Source organism: Gemmata algarum (genome assembly GCF_034097035.1).
GTDB lineage: Bacteria > Planctomycetota > Planctomycetia > Gemmatales > Gemmataceae > Gemmata > Gemmata algarum.
In genome coordinates, this window is the sequence record NZ_JAXBLV010000181.1 from 54,880 (window position 1) to 75,650 (window position 20,771).

The window sequence follows — 20,771 nt, forward strand, 5'->3', positions numbered from 1 at the left end:
GCGTCACTTCGCGGTCAGGGCCAGATCCTGGGTGCTGGCCTGGCCCCCGGCCACCTTCGCGGTCAAGCCGGACTGGGCCGGGTCGGAGTACCGGGCCGGCAACTTGACCGGCTTCGCGTACGGGGTCGCCACGTCGGTTTTGGTCACGGTCAGTTGGTACTCGCCGGCCGACGGCTGCGCGAACTCGTACCCGCCGTCCGGGTTGATGTTCGCCTCCATTACCTTCGTCCCGCCCCGGTAAGCGGTCACCACGCCGGCCACGACCGGCCGCCCGTCGCAGGTCACCTTGCCCCGGAGGAGCGACGTGGCGACCGCCGACTCCGACCCGCCGCACCCGGCCGCCACGGGGGCCAACAGAGCGGCAAAAAACAGTAACTGGCGCGCGAGGCTCATAGCAATTGGTTCTCGGTGGAGAGGAGCGGGAACGTGAGCGGGCCGGGGCGCCTCGGCCCCGGCCCGCGCGGCGGTTCAGTCGAGGGTGACGACTTCGCCCCCGTTACGGCTGCCGAGCGCGCCCCAGACGCCGTAGGGGCTGGTCCCGGCCACGGTGCTGGAGTTGACGGTCTGGTCGCCGACGCTGACGCTGTCGCGGACGAACCGGACGCTCCCATCGGCCAAGCAGGCGTTCACCCCGCCGGTGTGGTTGCTGTTCGCGGTGAAGAACCCGCGGTTCCCGTCCCACCCGGAGTCCGAGTGGCACCCGGGGCCGTTCGGCGGCAGGACGGTCAGGATCTCGCCGTAGAGGGACCGGCCGTCGCCGTACCGGCTCGACGGGGTGTGCGTGACGACGGCGCTGTACTGGGTGCCGTTCCACAGCGCGCGGCAGTCGCTCGGCACGGTCGAGGCGGTCAGGCCCAACCGGGCGATCTCGTTGGCGCCGGTCGGCCGCCGGCGCTCGGAGAACAGGAGCGTGTTGCTCGTGCCGTCGCTGATGGCCAGCAGCCCGGCGCTGTGCTTTTCGGGGTTGGCCCCGCCCTGCGGGACCGCCTGGAACGCCCCGCGGCTGCCGTCGTACCGGTCGCCGACGTTCATGTGGTAGTTCCGCGGGGCCGTGCCGCTGGCCGCCGTACCGGCGTCGGACGGGCACTGGAACAGCGAGAGGACGACGGTCCAGGGCGCAAAGTTCGAGTCCCAGGGCGCGCCGCCGGTGCCGGCGACGAAGGCCGCGTTGTTGTAAATGGAGTCCTTCAGGTTCGCCTGCTCCGCGTACGGGAGCAGGTACACGAACCCGCTGATCGTGTCGTACACCGGGGCCGCCCCGCGGTTCGGGGTGCCGACCGGGGTGGTGTACCGGGTGCTCGGGAGCCCGTTCATCACGTCGTGGAAGTTGTGGACCGCGAGCCCGAGCTGTTTGAGGTTGTTCTGGCACTTCATGCGGGCGGCGGCCTCGCGCACCTTTTGGACGGCCGGCAGCAAGAGCCCGATCAGGATCGCGATGATCGCGATCACCACCAGCAACTCGATCAGCGTGAACCCGCGGCGCGCGCGGGTGGGAGAGAAGAGCATGTCGGACCCGGAGAAGGAAAAGGGAGAGAGGCCCGTGGCCCGGGTTGGGGCACGGGCAACCAAAACGGCCCGCCCGCGTGGTGAGCGAGGCGAGCAGCAGAGCTAAACTGAGCGACACCTAACAGAAAAGGCGGGTGCGGGATTAACCGTTCGGGTGAACAGCATCTGTTCGCCCGGTGACATGTATGCATAATAGCAACGCGGCGTGATCTTTCAAGGGCGTTCCCGACTGGCAATTTCCACCGGGCGTCTGAACGAGCGCCCGGTACACGGCTCAGCCCCGGCGTTTGACCGCGTACCCGTACTGCACCGGCCACGCGGGCTCCTGGCCGAGGGTCTGGGCGGCCTTCAGCGCCCAGTACGGCTCGCGCAACATCTCACGCGCGAGGAACGCCAGATCCGCCGCGCCGGAGGTGATGACCTCGTTGGCCTGCTGTGTCTCCGTGATGAGGCCGACCGCCCCCGTCAGCAACCCCGTCTCGCGCCGGATCGCGTCCGCGAACGGCACCTGGTACCCCTTGCCCACGGGGATCTTGACGTGCGGCACCAGCGCCCCGCTGGAGCAATCGATCAGGTCCACGCCGAGCGGCTTGAGGGCCTTGGCCAGTTCGATCGATTGCGGCAGGTCCCAGCCGCCGTCGGCCCAGTCGGTCGCCGAGATGCGCACGAACAGCGGCAACTCTTGCGGCACGGCGTCGCGCAGCACGGCGGCCGTTTCGAGCACGATCCGCATCCGGTTTTCGAGGCTCCCGCCGTACCGGTCCGTGCGGCGGTTGGAGAGCGGCGAGAGGAACTCGTGCATCAGGTACCCGTGCGCCGCGTGCAGTTCGATCACGCGGAACCCGGCCCGCACCGCCCGCGCCGCCGCGACCTTGAACTGACCGATCACGGCACGGATGCCGGCCTCGTCGAGGGCGGTCGGCGCGCGGTCGCCCTCGTTAAACGGGACCGCACTCGGTGCGACGGTCGGCCAGCCGCCGTTGTCGAGCGCGAGTTGGGCGCCGCCCTTCCACGGAACGTCGCAGCTCGCCTTTCGGCCGGCGTGCGCGAGCTGGATGCCCGGCACCGCGCCCATGCGGGTTACGAAGTCGGCGATCCGTTTGAGCGGTTCGGTGTGGGCGTCGGTCCAAATGCCGAGATCACCCGGGGTGATGCGCCCTTCCGCCGCCACCGCGGTGGCCTCGACAAACACGAGTCCGGCGCCGCCGGCCGCCCGGCTCCCGAGGTGGACCAAGTGCCAGTCGTCCGCGAACCCGTCGGCCGCACAATACTGACACATCGGCGATACGACGATGCGGTTGCGGAACGTGACACCGCGAACCGTCAGCGGTGCGAGGAGGTCGGTGTCTGGCACGTTGCGGTCGTGACTGACACCAGACGCGCACCCGGCCGCGTGGGCTGCTTCGCTCATATTGGCACCTGAAAGTGAAAGGACTCGCCGACGTGTTTGCAAACCGCGAACCACGAACTGCCGTCGTTGGGGAATTATGCCGAAAGATGGCGAGAACCTTACACATTTCGACGAAACGCGGACGCTCACCGGAGCCGCAAACACGCACGGCCTCGCACGCTCGCTTGCCGTTGCCCCCGCTGGAAGGCTTGCTCTACGGGAGAGGTCACGAGCGGAACCGTTTGAGGCCGGTAGTCACTCCTGTGTCAGGTAGTGCAATACGGTTTCAGTGCCGATTCGCGTGGGCGCCCGAATCCAGCACGGGCGGGTTCGAGCGTGGGGAATGCCAGTTCTTTGCCTTGCCTCATGGGGTCCGTAACGTCCGCCGCAGGGCGCGAGCCTTTCCACTTTGCCTTCCGCCGGTCGGGCTTGAATGTGGCTTCCGCGCCCGGTTACAGTTTGCGGCGGGGGAATGCTTACTATGCGTTGTATCGTCACCGGCGCGGCCGGGTTCATTGGTTCACACCTGTGCGAGCGGCTGCTCGCCGACGGCCACGCGGTCACCGGCATCGACTGCTTCACCGACTACTACCCGCGGCCGATCAAGGAGCGCAACCTCGCGCACCTGATCGACAGGCCGCATTTCACGCTGCGCGAGCTCGACCTGTCGCAGGGCGTGCCGGCGGACGTGACGGCCGGCGCCGAGTGGGTGTTCCACCTGGCCGCGATGGCCGGGCTGACGCGGAGCTGGCTCGACTTCGACAGTTACAACCGCCACAACCTCACCGCGACCCACCGCCTCCTGGAGTCGCTCAAAGGCTCGCCCACGCTGAAGCGCGTGATCTACGCGAGCACGTCGAGCGTGTACGGCAAGTACGCGAGCGGCGACGAGTCGCTCCCGACCCGCCCGGGATCGCCCTACGGCATCACCAAACTGGCCGCCGAGCAACTGTGCCGCGTGTACGCCGACGAGTTCGGCGTGCCCAGCGTGGTGCTGCGGTACTTCAGCGTGTACGGGCCGCGCCAGCGCCCGGAGATGGGCTACCACCTGTTCATCAACGCCATCCTCCAGGGGAAGCCGATCAAGCTGACCGGCGACGGCCTCCAGGTCCGCGGGAACACGTACATCGACGACTGCGTGGAGGCGACGATCCGCGCCACGCAGGCGATGCCGGGCGAAGCGTTCAACCTCGGCGGCGGCGAACTCGTGACCGTGCTCGAGGTGTTCAAGAAGCTCGAGCGGATCATCGGTAAGACCGCGATCATCGAGCGGCACCCCGCCCGCGCCGGCGACCAGCTCTCGACCGGCGCCGACGTGACGAAGCTGTTCAAGCACCTCGGGTGGAAGCCCACCACCGGCATCGACGAGGGCCTCGCGAAGCAAGTGGAGTGGCAGAAGACGCTCCTGTGACCCGAAGGCTCGCGCCGCTGGATAGCGGTCGTCCTCTTCTTGAACGCCGCGTCCGCCCGCGTCGCACGGCGGACCGAACCTTTCTCGGTAGGCACGGATGCTCGACACTCTGAACCGACACCTGATGCACCCGTTCATGGCGTGGCGGGCGGGCAGCAAGCACCTCAAGCACCTGCGCACCCTGGAGCGCACGCAGTTCGACCCGCCCGACGTGATCCGGGCGCGGCAGCTCGCGGCCCTCAAAGTTCAGCTCCAGCACGCCTGGGACACGGTGCCTTACTACCGCGCCGCCTGGGCGCGGGCGGGCGTTCACCCGTCCGATGTCCGCGAACTCGCCGACCTCGAAGCCTTCCCGGTCCTCACGAAAGCGGACATCCGTCGGCACAACCGGGCTCTGGTGTCGTCGGCCTACGACACCGCCCGGTGCCGGGTGAAGACCACCTCCGGTTCCACCGGCGTGCCGCTGACGATCTACTGCGACGAGCCGGCGATGCAGTGGAAGACGGCCTGCACCGTCCGCTCGGACCAGTGGTCGGGGTACCGCCTGGGGCAGCGGGTCGCGAAGGTGTGGGGCAACCCCGAGTACCGCCACTTCGGGCTCAAGGGGCGGCTCCGCAACCACTTCTTCGACCGCGCCGTCTACCTCGACACGCTCAACCTCAACGACGAGCGCGTCGCGGAGTTCGCCCGCACCATCCGCCGGCACCGCCCCGGGCTGATCTTCGGGCACGCGCACTCGCTGTACCTGCTCGCGTGCGCGCTCAAGAAGTCCGGCGGGAGCGACATTCGCCCGAACGGTATCATCTCCACCGCGATGATCCTCCACGACTGGCAGCGGGCCGTCATCGAGGACGTGTTCGGCTGCAAGGTGACCAACCGCTACGGCTGCGAGGAAGTCAGCCTTATCGCGAGCGAGTGCGAGGAGCACAACGGGCTGCACGTCAACGCGGACTCGCTGTACACCGAGGTGCCGGCCGACGGCAAGCTGCTGATCACCGACATCTGCAACCGGGCGATGCCGCTGATCCGGTACCAAGTGGGCGACGTGGTGGTGCCGGCGAACCGGGTGTGCCGGTGCGGCCGCGGGCTGCCGCTGATCGAGCGCGTCGAGGGCCGCGACGCCGATTATGTGCTCACCCCATCGGGGAACCTGATCTCCGGCATCTCGCTCACGGAAAACTTCGCGGTGCTGGTGCCGGGGGCGGCGCAGGTGCAGATCGTGCAAGAGTCGATCACCCAACTGCGCATCCGGCTCGTCGCGGACGACGCCTTCGGGGACAGCAGCCGCCGGAAGATCGCGGCGCTGGTGCAGGACACGTTCGGGGACACCGTTTCGCACGAGGTGGAACTGGTAGACGCGATCCCGCAGGAGCCGAGCGGGAAGTACCGGTTCTGCATTTCCAACGTCGCCCGCGAGCGGATGCAGGAGCTGAGCGCGTGACGGGCCAAGACAACCCACCCCCCGGCCCCCACCCTGCAGGGAGGGGGAGTTCGGACGAACCGCGAGTCGTAACTGAGGTGCAGAGCAGTTGTGCGTCTTCTCTCCCCCTCCCTGCAGGGAGGGGGCCGGGGGGTGGGTATTACTCCCCCGCCGTCTCCATCGTGATGGCCGCGAAGAACTACGCCCGCTTCCTGCCCGAGGCGGTCGGGTCGGTGCTCGCGCAGACGTTCGGCGACTGGGAGTTGCTCATCATCGACGACGGCTCGACCGACCACACGCCCGCAGCCGCGCGGCCGTTCCTGAGCGACCCGCGGGTGCGATACTTCCGCTCGGACACGCTCGGCCAGCCGCGGGCCAAGAACCTCGGGATCGGTCTCAGCCGCGGGGCGCTGGTGGCCTTCCTCGACGCCGACGACGCCTGGGAACCCACCAAGCTCGAAAAGCAGCTCGCGGTGTTCACCGAGAAGCCCGAGGTGGGGGTGGTGTTCTGCCGGCGCACGCTGATGGACGAAGACGGCCGACCGGTGCCCGCGAAGAGCGAAACGCAGCCGCTCCGCGGTTCGGTCCTGCCCGATCTGTTCACCCAGAACTTTGTCTGTTTCTCGTCGGCGGTGGTGCGGCGCGACGTGCTCTCGCACGTCGGCGCGTTCGACCCGCAGTGGGATTTGGCGATTGATTACGACCTGTGGCTCCGCGTCGCCAAGTTCCACCGGTTCGATTTCGTGGACGAGCCGCTCGTGCGGTACCGCACCGGGCACGGGAACCTGTCGAAGAAGCTCCGCGACCGCGTCGATACGGCGATGTCGATCATGCACCGGGCCGAATCGCGGTACGCGGTCGGCGACGCCGTACCCGCCGAGGTGATCGCGGACGGTTACGCCTCGACGTGCCAGACGATCGGGTTCGTGATGCGTGCCGCCGAGCCCGTCACGTCGCTGCGGTGGTACGCGCACGCGCTACGCTGGCCGGCGCGGCGCGTGATTTCGTTGAAGGGGATGATCGCGGGCGCCCTTGCCGCGGCGCGCGGCCGGCGAGTGCAAGGGTCGCCCGAAAACGCAACGGTCAACCTGTAACGAACCTGAGAAGAGCGATTGGCCACAAAAAAGCACAAAGGGCACAAAAGGAAACCGAAGACCAAGACAGAAGAGAAAGAAGTGTTTTGAACTCACTCTTCTGTCTTGGTCTTCGGTTTCCTTTTGTGCCCTTTGTGCTTTTTTGTGGCCAATCGTCTTTATCAATCTCAATACAGCCCGATGTCGAGCGCGTTGGACAGTTCTCGGGCCACCCACCACGCCCCGCTCCGCCACCGCGAGTGGATCTTCACGCTCACGAGCTGCCCCGGGTCGATCGCGGTGTCCGGGTCGGTCATTTCGACCTCGACCAAGTACACCTGTGCGAGCGGCGCCAGCAGGTTCGGGTCTTCGTTCGGCTTCACCGCGAGCGAGCCGCCGCCCCGCTGACTCAGGGCCAGCGGTATCGTCGCCGCGTTCTGGGCCGGCAGCTTGTCGCGGTGGACCTTCCCGTTGAACGTGCGGTCGCTCCGGCCCTTCACGCACACCGACACGTCCAGCTCGCTGCGCACCGTCAGGTCCTCTTTGAGCAGCCGGTAGTCGTACGGCGTCACCGGCACCTTGAGCACCAGCTTCAGCGGGTCGCCGACCGAGAACACCGGGGTCGTTTCGGTGTACCCCTTGTCGAACAGCTTGCCGATCTCGTCGCGCTTGGGGGCGGTGATGAGCGTCCCGTCGCGCGTGGCCCGCAGCTCCCGCACCCCGATCTGGCGCTTCAGCAGGCGGGCCACGTCCCGTTCGGCGGTGTCGGCCTGCGCCTTGGCCCGCACGTACTCGTTCAGGAACCGCTGCTCGTTCGCGGCGTCGCCGGCGCCTTGGGCCTTGAGCACCTTCTTGTTCAGCATGTCGGCCGTCTGCTGCTGGGTCGCCCGCGCCGCCTTCGCCTTCGCCAGCTCGATCTCCAGCGCCGTGCTCTCAAAGGTGCCCAGGAGCTGCCCCTTGCGGACCGCCTGCCCGGGGCTCGCGCCCTCCAGCTTCACCAGCCGCGCCGGCTCGGACAGCATGACCCCTTCGAGGTGCTCCGGGTCGATCGCGACCAAACCCGTCTCGTGTACCCGGCTCACCGGCAGCGGCAGGAAGAAGAACGCCGCCACGAACGCCGCGAACACGGCGAGCGTGATGTAAACTCGTGCCGCTTTCATGTCTGGCAGCCGCCCCCGTTGACGGATGTTTTTGATCACCTTGTAGGTCGGAAACACGAACACCGACGCCAGCGACAGGAGCGCCAGCATCTGGCTCAGCACCTTCAGCTTCGGCCCCATGAAGTCCGCCAGGAACCACAGGATGCTGAACGTCACCACCCACTTGTACACCCAGCTCCCCACCGCGTAGATGACGAACAGCCACTTGCGCCACGGGGCCATGTACGCCTCCGGCGGAACGTCCACCCCCAGGCACTTCGACAGGAACAGGTTGTTGAGGAACCGGTTCGCCTTCTCCCGCAGGTTCGGCACCTCCAGCCAGTCCGCGAGCATGTAGTACCCGTCGAACCGCATCAGCGGGTTGGCGTTGAACATGACGGTGCTCACCGAGCACAGCACCATGATGCACAGCGCGATGTTGTTGGCGGTCGGGTACGCGGGCGTGTACCACCACACGAACGTGGCGATCGACGCGATCACCAGCTCCACGTAAATGCCGGCGAAGCTGATGATGATCCGCTTCCACTTGTCCGCCAGGGTCCACGCGTCGGTCACGTTGGCGTACAGCGCCGGCGAGAGGCACATGAGCAAGACGCCCATCTCGTGGCACTCGCCCTTGAACGCCTTACAGCTCAGCCCGTGGCCGAACTCGTGGATCACCTTCACCACGCCCAGCGACAGCCACATGTACAGCACCGAGTTCCAGGTGAAGAACTCCTGGTACGCGGGCAGCTTCGCCTGGAACGTGTTGTAGTGGAGCATCACGTGCACGATCGCGGCGAGCATCAGCCCCACGCTGGCCGCGAAGAACCAGGCGGTGAAGACCCACCGCAGGTAGCCGTACATCCACGTGAGCAGCCGGTCCGGGTCGAAGACCGGGATCTTCAGGTACAGGATGTTGCTGACCGTGGCGAGCCGCCGCATGCGGCGCTGCTTGGCGCGGCGCTCGAACAGGTGCCGGGCGGCCCCGGGCTGCTCGTTCTGCACCAGCCCCGCGGTCACCAGCTGGCGGGCGAACCCCTCCAGGTCCGCGAGCTCCAGCCGCATCGGCTTGAACTCCTCCTCGAACGCCTCCTGCACCTCCTCCATCGTGTGCTTGCCGTCGAACAGGCCGAACACGAAGTGCTCTTGCCGGCTGAACCGGTAGTACCGCAGGCACACCGGGTCCTTGATGACGGTGAACGTTTTCCCTTCGTACTTCTGCTCGAACGATTGCAGGTCGGGGCGCACCCGCAGCCGCACCGACTTGCGGCGCTCGGCGGGGTTGTTCAGGTTCGCGATGAGGTCGTTGGCCATAAGTCGGTGCGGGTGTGAGTGGGAAGAGGGGGAGCAACGGACCCGGGCTCCGGCGGCCCGGGTCGGCCGCCGGAGCCCGGCACTCACGCCGTCACTTGTCGGACGGGATGATCACGTTCGCGATGCTGTGGTCGATCAGTTGCAGCTCGCGGTTGTCCAGTTCCACCCGCACCGTGACGTACCGGGCGTCGGTGGCGTCGATGTTGACGATGCGGCCGGTGTGAGTCTTGCGGGCCTCGGACGGCGGCTTCCACAGGTGGACCGCGCCGCTGCTCGTGCCCACCGCCAGGAACCGCTCGCCGCGGACCGGGCTGAACGCGGCCGTGGTCACCGGCACCCGGCCCGGGGTGATGAGCCGCCCGACCTCGGACCCGCGCCCGCTCCGCGGCGCCTGCCACACCTGCACCGTCCCCTTCAGGTCGCCGTCCCCGCCCGCGGTCGCCAGGAGGTGGGGCCGGTTCGGGTCGCCCTTCGCGCCGTCGGCGCTGGGCTCGAACACCGCCAGCGTCGAGAACGCGCCGGCCGAGCCCATGTTCTGGATCTGGCCCACCGTCTGCCCGTTCGACGGGTCCACGAGGTCGAGCCGGCCCTTGTCCTGGTCGAACAGCACCCGCGCGCCGTCGCTGCTCACCCCCAGCACGTCGACCGCACCGGCCCGGTGGTCCAGGGTGCGGGCCACGGCCGCACCCTTGTCGCCAACCTTCCACACCTTCAGGGTGTTGTCCTTCGAGGCGGTGACCAGCGTGCACTGCGGGGTGAAGTTGATCGCGGTGACCGAGTCGCGGTGCTCCAGCGGCAGCGCGTACATCTTTTTGACGGTGGTCAGGTCCCACACGAACACGTCGCGGCCGGCGGCGGTGGCGAAGTACTTACCGTCCGGGCTGACCGCGATGGCCTGCACCGCGGACGTGTGCGCGTCCTCGGCCACCACCTTCGGCGCGGTCGGGAGCTGTTTGCGGTTGGTCACGTCCCACACGCGGACCTTGCCGTCGTCGCCGCCGGTGATGACCAGCACGGTCCGGGCGGCGGCGGTGGCGGTTGCCACGCTCTTCACCCCGACCGGGTGCGGCAGGTTGTGGGGCACCGAGACGGTGGTGTTCGCGTTCTTGCTCGCCAGCGGCGGGTCCCACACCAGGGCCGCGCCGTCGGCCCCCACGGAGACGACGAGCGGGCCGTCGGGGTGCGCGGTGACCGTGACCCCGGTGACCGCCTGCCGGTGGCCGCTGTGCGACGCCTCCGGCGCGCTGGGCAGGGCGGGCTCGACGATCACTTCCATGCCGAACCGCACCGCGCGGATGTACTGCACGTCGAGCTGGCCCTCGATCCGCACCTTGTCGGTGCCCTCGATCTCCATGATCTTGTCGCCGGCCTTCACGTACTCGCCCGGCCGCTTGGAGACGGTGCGGATGGTGCCGTTCACCCCGCTCCGGATCTGGTGCCGGCCCATCAGCACCATTGCTTCTTTGAACTCGGAGTCGGCTTTCGCGATCTGGCTGATCGACTGGTCCAGGTTTTCCAAGAACCGGGACCACGTGATCTGGTCGTCGAGCAACTCCTTCGGGCTGCCGCTGCCTTTGAGCATCACGCTCTCGGTCTGCTTGTACTTCCGCTCCGCCGCACTGGCGCCGTCGGAAGCGTTCTTCTTCGCGCTCTCCGCGGACTCCTTGATCTTCTTCGCGCCTTCCATCCGCGTGCTGACGAGCTGGTCGTCCATGAACGCGAGCACCTGCCGCGCTTCAACGGGCATCCCCTCGCGCACCCGCTTCAGCGGCGTGTTCTTGCCGTTCGGGTTCCGCGGGTGGTACACGATCTGATCCGCCTTCTGCTGGGCGGTGAGCTTCGTGTTGGCCATCAGGGCCTCGTACTCGTTCGGCTTAAAATGGGTGGCGAACAGCTCGATGGTGCCGTCCACCTCGGCCGAGACGATCTGCCGCTCGTCGTACTGAACCACGCAGTTGGGTATCACCAGCGGTTCGCCGCGGACGACGCCCGCGACAGAGGGCGGCAGCGGGGCCGGGACCCACAGGGGGCTGCCCGGGTCGACCGGGGCCGGTGGGTCCGCGGGGCCGGTCTTCCCGCCCGGGCCGGTGTTCTTGGGGCTGCACCCGATGAGCAGGCCGCCGAGCGCGGCCGACAGGAGCGAGAACGCGAGAACGCGAGAACGCATGACGTTGTCCTCTTTTGCTGGGACCGTAAGGGGTTGTGACCTGGGGCCACCGGTGGCCTGGCGCTCGCCAGTCGGGCCGGAAGGCGGGTTGTCGCGAGTTCCAGGCTTCCGCTCCGAGGCGAAGCGAGAAGCCCGGTCCGTTCCTCTTCAACCCGGAGTCTAGAACCTGGAACTGTTAGAAGAAGAAGATCACCTTCTCGTAGAACCACTCCCAAACGCCGTGGAACAGCGTGTACCCGAGGGCGTGGTCGCCGCACCGGATGCGGGTGTTCACTTCCAGGCCCGTGGTCAACTGCTCGCGCGGGATCCACTTGTCGGGGTCGATGCCGTCGATGTTGAGTTTGACGTAGGCGGTCACGACCGGCTCGTTCTCGTCGTGCTCGTTCTTGTTCGGCACCGCCTCGGCCATCAGGTCCTCGCGGTACAGCCGGCCCTTGTACTGCGTGGCGGCCTGGCTCCGCAGGATCACGTCCACTTCAAGGTACCTGCGCCCGCCGCGGTCGGGGTCGGTGAGGTGCTGGGCCGGGTCGGCGAACGCCCGTAGCACCTGCCCCACGTTCCGCTGCGGGATCTTGAGTTCGAGATGCCACGGCCCTTCCAGGTGGGCGATCCGGAGCATCTCCTCGTTGGGCCGCATGGTGCGCCCGAGCAGGCTCTCGCGGTTGTCGTTGTTGAGGACGGTCCACTGGTCCCCGCCGGCGCGGGCCAGCGAGCCGAAGTCCGGGGCGTTGGCCCGGAAGAACCCGGGGCCGCGGCCGTGCGCCTGGCCCTTCGCGGCCGGGTCGGTGCTGACCCGGTTGTACTGCTGGTCCAGGGCGTCCATGTCGCTCCGCGCCTTGTCGCGCCGGCTCTCCGCGACCGACCGGTCGGCCTCGATCCGTCGCTTGTCGGCCTCGGGGATCGACGTGAACTGGATCTGCTTGTTGTACTCGCTGATGAGCACGTTCTGTTCGAGCCACTCGCCCCGCGCCCGGTTGTACTCCTCGTAGAGTTGGTCACTGGACAGCGTCACCAGTTCGTAGTTCGGGTTCACCCGCTGGCCCGGCTTGGCGCGGATGTCGCGCACAACCCCTTCGCGAGGCGGGAAGATCTTCGCGATCTCCACCGGGAGCATCTGGCCCTTGGCTTCCACCCGCAGCGGCGCCGGGACGAGCGCCATCACGGTGGCCAGCACCACGACCAGCAGCGCGATCCCGGCGGTGATGAACCGGCTCTTGCCGCCGAGCCCCTCCTGCACCTTGGCGATGGGCCACCACAAGAACTTGAGGGGCACCCGCCTCATCTCGGCCGCGTTGTACAGCGCCGGGGCCGCGTGCTTGGCCACGATCTCGAACCGCTGGACGAGGGCATCGGTCTGCTCGGGCGGGTTGAACGCCTCCATCACCAGCACGCCGCGGGCGGGCTTGGCGGAGTCCTTCTCGCGCTCGTCGCGGATCGGCTGCACGATGAGCAGCTTGGGCTGGCTCTCGTGCAGGTAGTCGTCCAGCGCGTGGGACACGTCCGGGGGCAGCCCGGCGTCCTTCTCGCCCTTGAATGTGAGCGTCTCGCCCCACTGGAGCACGGCCTGCATCAGCAGCCGGAGCCGGCGCACGTGGGTGCTCGCCTTCTCGACCACGTCGGCCCCGCTGACCGCCTCGACGGTCACCCGCTTCCGGTCGTGCCGGACGCCGACGCACAGCCGGTCGCACTCGATCAGCTTGCGGCCCTCGTTGGCGACGTGGTACGCCACCTCCGTGGGGTTCAGGCTGGAGTGGATGTGCCGGGCGAACGACTCGACCTGCGTATAGGTCTTCTCGATGCCGGCGGCGACGCGGGCGTTGCTGAAGCTGTGGTACTGGCTGGCGTACCCGGCCATCTGGAACGCGTAGTTCAAGAAGGTCGGGTACATGCGCGGGTCGTGGACGGCGTCCTGGAACACCTCCAGGATGCCGAGCGTCTGCTTCTCGGGGGTGACGATCGGCGCGAAGAGCGCGAAGTGGTCGGTCAGGTTGGCGGGCGGTACCGGGCCGGGCTCGCCGGGGCCGGGGGCCATGCGCCCGTTCGGCTCCAGCAGCACGGGCCGCGGCGGCGCGGCCTGGAACACCTGCCGCAGCACCTCGTTGTGACACTGGCGCCCGCCGCGGCGGGCGTCCAGCCCCATCTTGTCGATGTTCTCCTGGCACGCGAGCTGCAAGAAGCCCTGCGGCGTGCGGAGCCAGACCGCACCCGCCGGCGCGTCGATGGCGCTCAGCGTGCGGTTCAGGAACTCACGGTAAAAGTCGGTTGGCGGAAGGGCCGAGCCGGCCAAGCGCCCGGCTGTTTCGAACGCTTCTTCGATCTGACGCGCATATTTGCTACGCGCGTCATCGCCGCCCCCGGAAGGGACGGCGGGAGCGGTCGTGGTCGGGTTCACGGCTTTTGGCCTCGCGTTACGGTTCCGAGCGTACCGTCTGGGGCGACAGACGCGGCCGGACGAATATCGTCGATCATATCTCGCAAACGGGGGTGCGGGCAAGCTCACGGTCGAATGCCGCACGATTCGCACTTTCGGCACGCCCGGCATTGCCGGCACGGCCTACTCATCTTACACGCCGGCGTCGGTGCCGGGGTGCTGATTCTCCCAAGTCAGAATGTGATGCATCAGGTCGGCCGGGTCCATGTCAGTCGTCGGCAGCGGCCAGTCGAACCGCTCGGACGCGGCGAGCTGGATCGCGGCCCCCCGGCCGAACGGCTCGTTCCACAGCCGAACGAACTTGCCGATCGCGCGCCCCCGGCGGCAGAGCCGGTCGATGCACGAGTAGGCGTCGTCTTCCGTGCGGGCCGCGTCGGAGAGCAGCTCGGTCCAGTCGGCGAGCCACTCCACCAGCATCCGGGCCTCGATGTCGCTTAGCCCCCGGGTCAGCGCTTCATCTCGTAAAACGTAGCGAACGAGCAGGTCGCACTGCGTCGGCATGAGCCGTTCCCCCACGAGCCATATCAACCCACGGCCGGCGAGTCCCCCAACCCGCCGGCCCGATCCGCTCGGACGTTCATCGCGTGTGTGTGACGGGGCGTATAACGCGGGCGCGGGTCGGTCGCAAGCGGACGTGCCGCATTTCGTAGCTTGTGAGTTCGCACAGTGGGCACGGGTGAGTAAGCCGGATAAGGTGGGCTGGAACCTCCCGGCCCCGTTCCTGCCGCGCCCGAATTCGGCGCGACCGGGACACGCCAGCTCCCCTGGATTGCCCATGTTGGTCGAAGCGGTCACCATTCTTCTTACAACTTTCTTCGTGCTGGCCGGGACGGCCTGGCTGTTCCCGGCACTGTTGAGGCCCTTTCTGTGGGTGCTGGTGCGGGCGCTGTACCGGTTCACGGTCTATCACCCCGCGCGCGTCCCTCAGACAGGGGGCGTGCTCGTCGTCTCGAACCACGCGAGCTACGTCGATTGGCTGGTGCTGTGGGTGGCGTGTCCGCGCCCCGCGACCTTCGTCCTGTGGGAAGGGTACTACCGCCACCCGTTGCTCCGGTTCTTCTTGTCGTGGGGGCGGCGCAACACTGTTCGCGTGGCGGAAGGCGCCCGGCCGCACGCGGTTCACGGTAGCTTGAAGCGGATTGCGGAGGTGCTCGATGCCGGTCGGGTGGTGGTGATGTTCCCCGAAGGCGCGCTGACGCGCTCCGGGAACATGCTCCCGTTCGGGCGCGGCGTCGAACACGTCCTGAAACTCGTTGCGACCGACGTGAAGGTGGTTCCGGCGTGCGTCGGGGGGCTGTGGGGGGGCTTCTTCAGCCACGGGGGCGGCCCGATCTTGCGGAAACTGCCGACGGCCTTCCGCCCGCGGGTGAGCGTGCTGTTCGGCGAACCTCCCCCCCCCGCCCCCCCCTCCCTGAAGGGAAGGGGGGAGGAAGAACATCCGCGAGCCGACGACGTTTCCGGTGCGCAAGGCGGTTCAAAAGGGTTTTCTCTCCCCCTCCCTGAAGGGAGGGGGCCGGGGGGTAGGTCCTCTTCCGCCCCCGACCTGCGCTTGGCGGTGCAGGAGTGTACCGCCGACCTCGCGCTCCTCGAAAGCGCCCACCTGCTCCCGGTCCACCGGCGGTTCGTCCGGCAGGCCGCAAAGTTCCGCCGGCTGTTCCGCCCGGCGATCACCGATTACTCCGCCGGGCCGCCCCGCACCCTGACGTGGGCGAAACTGTTGGTCGCGGCGCTGTGCGTTACGAGGTACCTGCGCCCACGGGTCGGCGCGGCGCAGAACGTCGGCATCTGGCTGCCCACGGGTCTGGGCGGCGCGCTGGCCAACATCGCGGCGGCGCTCCTGGGCAAAACGTCGGTGAACTTCAACTACACCGCCGGCGCCGCGGCCGTGCGCTCCGCCGCCCAGCAGGCGGGGGTGCGGGTCGTCGTGACCGCGAAGCGGTTCACCGCCCGCGTGCCCCTCGACCTGCCCGCGGACGTGCAACTGATCTACCTCGAAGACGCCCTTGAGGGCGTAACGAAGTGGCAGCGCGTCTCGACGTTCCTGCTCGTGCTGGCCCTGCCGGGGTGGGCCATCGACCGCTTCGTCCTGGGGCTCCACCGGCACCGGATCGACGACATCATCACGATCATGTTCTCCAGCGGCAGCACCGGCGAGCCGAAGGGCGTGGTACTCACGCACCGGAACGTCGCGTCGAACGCGGACGCGTCGCTCCGCACGCTGGAGGTCGCGACGGGCGAGGTGCTGTTCGGGTTCCTGCCGTTCTTCCACAGCTTCGGGTACACGGTGTGCCTGTGGCTGCCGCTGAACACGCCGTGCGCCGCGGTCTACTTCCCGGACCCGCGCCAGGCGAAGGAGGTGGGCGACATCGCCCGCACGACGAGGGCCACCGTGATGGCCGCGACCGCCACGTTCCTGCGGTTCTACATGCGGCGGTGCGGGGCCGATGACTTCCGCACGCTGCGGCTCATCATCTGCGGCGCGGAAAAGCTGCCCGTGAAACTGCAGGACGAGTTCCGGGAGAAGTTCGGGGTGCTGCCGCTGGAGGGCTACGGCTGCACGGAGCTGTCCCCGGTGGTGTCGTGCAACATGCCGGACGTGGACCGCGGCGGGCGGCGGCAGCAGCGGAACATGCGCGGCACGGTGGGGCAGCCGATCTTCGGCGTGTGCGTTAAGGCGTTCGACCCCGAGGCGCGCGTCCCGCTCCCGGTCGGCGCCGGGGGCGTGCTGTGCGTGAAGGGGCCGAACGTGATGGCCGGCTACCTGCACCAGCCCGAGAAGACGGCCGACGTCATCCGCGCCGGGTGGTACAGCACCGGGGACGCGGGGTTCATCGAGCCGGAGGGGTTCCCGCGCATCACCGGGCGGCTGTCCCGGTTCGCGAAGATCGCCGGCGAAATGGTGCCGCTGGAAAAGCTCGACGACGAGATGCACGAGGCGCTCGCGACCGGGGGCGACCGGGTGCTGGCGGTGGCCGCGGTGCCCGACGAGAAGCGTGGGGAGCGGCTGGTGGTGCTGCACCTGCGCGAGGTCGAGCCGCGGCTGGCGGACCTGCTCGCGGGGCTGCCGAAGCGCGGGCTCCCGAACCTGTGGGTGCCGGACCGGCGTGACTGCTACCCGGTCGACGCGATACCCGTGCTTGGCACCGGCAAGCTCGACCTGAAGCAGCTCGGGGATCTGGCGAGGCAGCTCGCCGGCGGCCCTCCTACCGGCGCGCCGCGGGGGTAGCCCCGGGCGCGACGGCGCCTGCCGGGTTCACGACTTCGCCTCGCCGGCGGGCGTATATCGACGCTCGCTGCGGGCCACGAACACGGCGGTCGTGAGGTCGGCCGTCACGTTCACCGTGGTCCGGCACATGTCGAGCAGCCGGTCCACGCCGATGACCAGCGCGATCCCCCCGGCCGGCACGTTGAACTGCACCAGGATCAGCCCGATCAGCGGGAGCGACCCGCCGGGCACGCCCGCCATCCCGCTCGCGGTCAGGATGCACAGCACCAGCGCCACCAGTTGCTGCTCCAGGTTCAACTGCACCCCGAACGCCTGCGCCAGGAACAGCACCGTTACCGACTCGAACAGCGCGGTGCCGTTGTGGTTCATGCTGGCCGACAGCGGCAGCACGAAGTTCGACACCTCCCGCGGCACGTTCAGGTCCTCCTCGGCGCACCGGATCGCGGTCGGCAGCGTCGCGCTTGACGAACTGGTGCTGAACGCGGTCAGCATGGTGCCGCGGGCCTTGGCGAAGAACTCCCCCGGCGCCATCCCGCCCAGGAACTTCACCAGGAGCGGCAGGACGACGAACTGGTGCAGCGCCAGGCCGCCGAGCACGGTCAGCACGAACGCGCCGAGCGAGAACAGCAGCGTGTACCCCAGCTTGGCGGTGGTCGAGAACAGCAGCGCGAACACCGCGTAGGGGGCCAGCGCCATCGCCCACCGCACGATCACCTCGGTGACCTGGTTCACCCCCTCCAGCACGGCGACCAGCAGCGCGGCCCGGGCGGGGTCGATGCGGGTCAGCGCGAACCCCACCAGCAGGCCGGTGAACACGATCGCGAGCATGTCCTTCTCGACGAACGCGACGAGGGGGTTGGCGGGCACGATGTTCACGAACGTCTGGACCCCGAACTCCTTCTTCTTGGCGGTCGCGAGCTTCTCCTCGGCCTCCTTGCCGTACTCGGCCATGAGCCCGTCGCGGAGGTCGCGGGCGGCGGCGCCGGGCTCGATCAGGTTCACCAGCGTCAGCCCGATGGCCGCGGCCAGCGCGGTGGTGATCAAAAAGTAGAGGACCGTCTTCGCCCCGATGCGGCCGACGTTGTTGGTGCCGCCGAGCCGCGTCACCCCCAGCACCAGCGACGCGAACACGAGCGGCAGGATGGGGAGGAACAGCAGGTTCAGGAACACCGCCCCGACCGGGCGGGCGAGGTACTTCACCGCCCAATCGACCGGCCCCGCGGGCACCACGCCCTTGCTGACGAGCGCGTTCGCGAGGCACCCGAGGGCGGCCCCGCCGATCAGGCCGAACAGGATGCGCGTGTGCGGGACCGTGTGGGCAGCGGCCATGAGTGCTCCGGTGTGGGGCGGGACATCCGGGACAGTTTAGCGAGCGGCCCGGAAACCGCCCGCGCCCGCCGCCCGCCCCGGCCCTGCCCCGGTCCGGGTCCGTCCGTAAGGTACCTCACAACGTCCTCACGGCGCGGGAGCGGGCCGCAGGGTTGCGACGGGGCTCGCCGGCCCGCCCGCGCCCGCGCGCCGGTGAGCGCGACCTCCTTTTGGTGTGTTAATGAAGCACTTGCTGGGGCTGGAAGGGGTTTCGTCCGCGGAACTGACCCGCATCCTCGACGCCGCGGAGCGGCTCGACCGCGTCGGGGTCGGCGACGTGCCGAAGCGCGACGACCTCAAGGGCAAGGTGGTCGTGAACCTCTTCTACGAGCCGTCCACGCGGACCCGGGTCAGCTTCGGGCTGGCGGCCCGGCGGCTCGGGGCCGACGTGCTCGACTTCTCCCCGAGCGGGTCGAGCACGTCGAAGGGCGAGTCGTTCATCGACACCGCCAAGAACATCGAGGCGATGGGCATCGACATGGTGGTGGTGCGGCACTCGTCGCCGGGCGCGCCGCACGTGCTGGCGAAGCACCTGATGCCGCACGTGCGGGTGGTGAACGCCGGCGACGGGGCGCACGAGCACCCGACGCAGGCGCTGCTCGACATCCTCACCATCCGCAAGAAGTTCGGCCGCGTCGCGGGGCTCACGGTCGGGCTGGTGGGCGACATCGCGCACAGCCGCGTCGCGCGGAGCAACATTTACGGGCTCACGACGCTCGGCGCGAAGGTGATCGTGTGCGGCCCGACCACACTGGTCCCCCAGGAGGTGGCCCGGTTCGGGGTGGAGGTCGCGGACAAGCTCGACGACGTGATCCCGCGGTGCGACGTGCTGAACCTGCTGCGGGTGCAGTTCGAGCGGCAGCGGAGCGGGCTGTTCCCGTCGATCCGCGAGTACCGGCTGCTGTTCGGCGTGGACGCAGACCGCATGAAGCGGGCGAAGCCCGGCGCGCTGCTCCTGGCCCCGGGGCCGATCAACCGCGGGGTGGAGATCACGCCGGAGGTGGCCGACGGCCCGCACTCCGCCATTCTCGACCAAGTGACCAACGGCCTTGCGGTGCGGATGGCGGTGCTGAGCGAGCTGAGTCGGGCGGTGTGAGCCATGTCGCCACGAATCGAGCAGCTCATTAGTGAGCTGGAATTGCTTGGCGAAGTGTTCGAATGGGCTGGGCCACAAAGTGCGGCTAGTGCTGTGTCAGGTTTTGATTTTAGGGTAGAGGGATTTGAGCCTGTTGCGAGCATCGTCGGTGCGGAACTGCCAATCGACGCTACGCGGCTTGTCGTTGGTGTAGTCCTGCCAGGCGGCCGTCTCTACCCTCAACTCCTCTATCGTTGCGAACCGCCTACCCTGCACGCATTGCCGCGTCATCGCGCTCAGCTCACATTCCGCGACGTTCAACCAACTCCCGTGCTTGGGCGTGTGGCGGAACTCCAATCGCCTCACCAGCGCCCGCGCCGTTTCCGGGTCGAACGCCTCGTAGAACGCACCGATCGTGTGCGTGTTCAGGTTGTCGCACACCACGATCACCTTCACGGCATCCCGGTAGCGAGTCCGTAGTAACTCGGCCGCCTCCAACGCCCAATCCACCTTCGTCCGCCGCTCCCGTACGCTCACCTGGCGCCACCCCACCAGCGCCTCACAGAACATGAAGATGCTTGCCGTGCCCGCCCGCTCGTACTCGTAGTCCACCCGGCGCGGATGATCCTTCGTCGCGGGAATCGGCGCCCGCGTCTCCTTGAGCAACTGGATCGGTTGCTCGTCCATGTTGAGTACCGGGTAGAGGCAATCGTAAGGCAAGGCATCGGTGTCCAGGACCAACTCCATGTGCGCCACGAACTCCGCGTCGGCGTCTGGCGGGATCACCCAGTACTCCAACTTCCGCGGCATCATCGCGTTTTTTTGATCGCCTGACGAATGGTCTCGTGGCTGATGGCGTCCACGATCTCCAACGCGACGACCTGCTCGGCCAGTAACCGCAGGCTCCAGTTGGCGAAGCCGTTGGGCGGCGGACCCAATCGCATCGCGATGACTTGGGCTTCCTGTTGGCCGTCGAGCAACTTGGCTCGCGGGGGCTCGGCCCGGGGTTGGCCGTAGAGTGCCACCTCGAACCCGCTCGTCACCACGCGCTCCCGGATATTCTCCACGGTCTTGGTGCGACATCCGACGGCCTCGGCAATCTTCGCATCCGTCCAGCCCGGGCCATCGGCATCGGCCTTCAGAAGAATCTGGGCCCGACGAACCTTCTGCGAGGATCCCTTGAGTTTCTTGACCACCTCCGACAACGTGGCCCGTTCCCATCCGAAAGACGAACGATATACTTCTTCA

15 protein-coding genes are annotated in these 20,771 nt (G+C 68.1%); 5 read left to right on the forward strand and 10 right to left on the reverse strand.

Annotation, left to right across the window (positions count from 1 at the left end):
- Window positions 1-3: 3 nt before the first annotated feature.
- The 3 genes from R5W23_RS16360 to R5W23_RS16370 all read right to left on the reverse strand — a co-directional run bounded on the left by R5W23_RS16360 (window position 4) and on the right by R5W23_RS16370 (window position 2,917).
- Window positions 4-393, reverse strand: coding sequence for a peptidase associated/transthyretin-like domain-containing protein (locus R5W23_RS16360; RefSeq protein WP_320687219.1), 390 nt, complete (start codon window positions 391-393; stop codon window positions 4-6).
- A 75-nt stretch (window positions 394-468) separates the two neighbouring features.
- Window positions 469-1,506, reverse strand: a complete 1,038-nt coding sequence (locus R5W23_RS16365) for a DUF1559 domain-containing protein (RefSeq protein ID WP_320687220.1) — start codon at window positions 1,504-1,506, stop codon at window positions 469-471.
- A gap of 274 nt (window positions 1,507-1,780) precedes the next feature.
- Window positions 1,781-2,917 carry an NADH:flavin oxidoreductase/NADH oxidase gene (locus tag R5W23_RS16370; protein ID WP_320687221.1) on the reverse strand — a complete coding sequence of 379 codons (1,137 nt, stop codon included), beginning with the start codon at window positions 2,915-2,917 and terminating at the stop codon, window positions 1,781-1,783.
- 460 nt (window positions 2,918-3,377) lie between these two features.
- Here R5W23_RS16370 and R5W23_RS16375 point away from each other — a divergent pair, with 460 nt between their 5' ends.
- From R5W23_RS16375 to R5W23_RS16385, 3 genes are all read left to right on the forward strand, one after another.
- Window positions 3,378-4,307, forward strand: coding sequence for an NAD-dependent epimerase/dehydratase family protein (locus R5W23_RS16375; protein WP_320687222.1), 930 nt, complete (start codon window positions 3,378-3,380; stop codon window positions 4,305-4,307).
- Window positions 4,308-4,404: 97 nt separating this feature from the next.
- Window positions 4,405-5,748: a phenylacetate--CoA ligase family protein gene (locus R5W23_RS16380; RefSeq protein WP_320687223.1), complete on the forward strand. Its 1,344-nt coding sequence runs from the start codon at window positions 4,405-4,407 to the stop codon at window positions 5,746-5,748.
- Window positions 5,749-5,825: 77 nt separating this feature from the next.
- Window positions 5,826-6,821 carry a glycosyltransferase family 2 protein gene (locus tag R5W23_RS16385; RefSeq protein ID WP_320687224.1) on the forward strand — a complete coding sequence of 332 codons (996 nt, stop codon included), beginning with the start codon at window positions 5,826-5,828 and terminating at the stop codon, window positions 6,819-6,821.
- Window positions 6,822-6,988: 167 nt separating this feature from the next.
- On the opposite strand, the gene R5W23_RS16390 is transcribed toward R5W23_RS16385, so the two are convergent.
- The 4 genes from R5W23_RS16390 to R5W23_RS16405 form a co-directional block, all read right to left on the reverse strand.
- Window positions 6,989-9,256: a site-2 protease family protein gene (locus R5W23_RS16390; protein WP_320687225.1), complete on the reverse strand. Its 2,268-nt coding sequence runs from the start codon at window positions 9,254-9,256 to the stop codon at window positions 6,989-6,991.
- A 91-nt stretch (window positions 9,257-9,347) separates the two neighbouring features.
- Entirely contained in the window at window positions 9,348-11,423 is a 2,076-nt protein-coding gene (locus tag R5W23_RS16395; protein WP_320687226.1) for an HlyD family efflux transporter periplasmic adaptor subunit, read from the reverse strand.
- Between the two features lie 175 nt (window positions 11,424-11,598).
- Window positions 11,599-13,815: a hypothetical protein gene (locus tag R5W23_RS16400; RefSeq protein ID WP_320687227.1), complete on the reverse strand. Its 2,217-nt coding sequence runs from the start codon at window positions 13,813-13,815 to the stop codon at window positions 11,599-11,601.
- Between the two features lie 171 nt (window positions 13,816-13,986).
- On the reverse strand, window positions 13,987-14,355 hold the full coding sequence (locus R5W23_RS16405) for a hypothetical protein (protein WP_261186822.1): 369 nt from the start codon (window positions 14,353-14,355) through the stop codon (window positions 13,987-13,989).
- A gap of 175 nt (window positions 14,356-14,530) precedes the next feature.
- Here R5W23_RS16405 and R5W23_RS16410 point away from each other — a divergent pair, with 175 nt between their 5' ends.
- Entirely contained in the window at window positions 14,531-17,080 is a 2,550-nt protein-coding gene (locus R5W23_RS16410) for an AMP-binding protein (RefSeq protein WP_320687228.1), read from the forward strand.
- A 27-nt stretch (window positions 17,081-17,107) separates the two neighbouring features.
- Here R5W23_RS16410 and R5W23_RS16415 read toward each other — a convergent pair whose 3' ends face one another.
- Window positions 17,108-18,409 carry a dicarboxylate/amino acid:cation symporter gene (locus R5W23_RS16415; protein WP_320687229.1) on the reverse strand — a complete coding sequence of 434 codons (1,302 nt, stop codon included), beginning with the start codon at window positions 18,407-18,409 and terminating at the stop codon, window positions 17,108-17,110.
- A 220-nt stretch (window positions 18,410-18,629) separates the two neighbouring features.
- Here R5W23_RS16415 and R5W23_RS16420 point away from each other — a divergent pair, with 220 nt between their 5' ends.
- Complete coding sequence (locus tag R5W23_RS16420) at window positions 18,630-19,544, forward strand: aspartate carbamoyltransferase catalytic subunit (RefSeq protein ID WP_320687230.1); 915 nt, start codon at window positions 18,630-18,632, stop codon at window positions 19,542-19,544.
- 96 nt (window positions 19,545-19,640) lie between these two features.
- Here R5W23_RS16420 and R5W23_RS16425 read toward each other — a convergent pair whose 3' ends face one another.
- Entirely contained in the window at window positions 19,641-20,333 is a 693-nt protein-coding gene (locus tag R5W23_RS16425; protein ID WP_320687231.1) for an IS630 family transposase, read from the reverse strand.
- Window positions 20,333-20,771, reverse strand: a 439-nt coding sequence (locus R5W23_RS16430) for a helix-turn-helix domain-containing protein (protein ID WP_320687232.1), incomplete at its 5' end; no start/stop codon positions are given. The genes R5W23_RS16425 and R5W23_RS16430, both read right to left, overlap by 1 nt.

Coding starts and splice junctions, on each gene's coding strand:
- R5W23_RS16360 (WP_320687219.1), bottom strand. CDS start 393: ATGAGCCTCGCGCGCCAGTTACTGTTTTTTGCCGCTCTGTTGGCCCCC.
- R5W23_RS16365 (WP_320687220.1), bottom strand. CDS start 1,506: ATGCTCTTCTCTCCCACCCGCGCGCGCCGCGGGTTCACGCTGATCGAG.
- R5W23_RS16370 (WP_320687221.1), bottom strand. CDS start 2,917: ATGAGCGAAGCAGCCCACGCGGCCGGGTGCGCGTCTGGTGTCAGTCAC.
- R5W23_RS16375 (WP_320687222.1), top strand. CDS start 3,378: ATGCGTTGTATCGTCACCGGCGCGGCCGGGTTCATTGGTTCACACCTG.
- R5W23_RS16380 (WP_320687223.1), top strand. CDS start 4,405: ATGCTCGACACTCTGAACCGACACCTGATGCACCCGTTCATGGCGTGG.
- R5W23_RS16390 (WP_320687225.1), bottom strand. CDS start 9,256: ATGGCCAACGACCTCATCGCGAACCTGAACAACCCCGCCGAGCGCCGC.
- R5W23_RS16395 (WP_320687226.1), bottom strand. CDS start 11,423: ATGCGTTCTCGCGTTCTCGCGTTCTCGCTCCTGTCGGCCGCGCTCGGC.
- R5W23_RS16405 (WP_261186822.1), bottom strand. CDS start 14,355: ATGCCGACGCAGTGCGACCTGCTCGTTCGCTACGTTTTACGAGATGAA.
- R5W23_RS16415 (WP_320687229.1), bottom strand. CDS start 18,409: ATGGCCGCTGCCCACACGGTCCCGCACACGCGCATCCTGTTCGGCCTG.
- R5W23_RS16420 (WP_320687230.1), top strand. CDS start 18,630: ATGAAGCACTTGCTGGGGCTGGAAGGGGTTTCGTCCGCGGAACTGACC.
- R5W23_RS16425 (WP_320687231.1), bottom strand. CDS start 20,333: ATGCCGCGGAAGTTGGAGTACTGGGTGATCCCGCCAGACGCCGACGCG.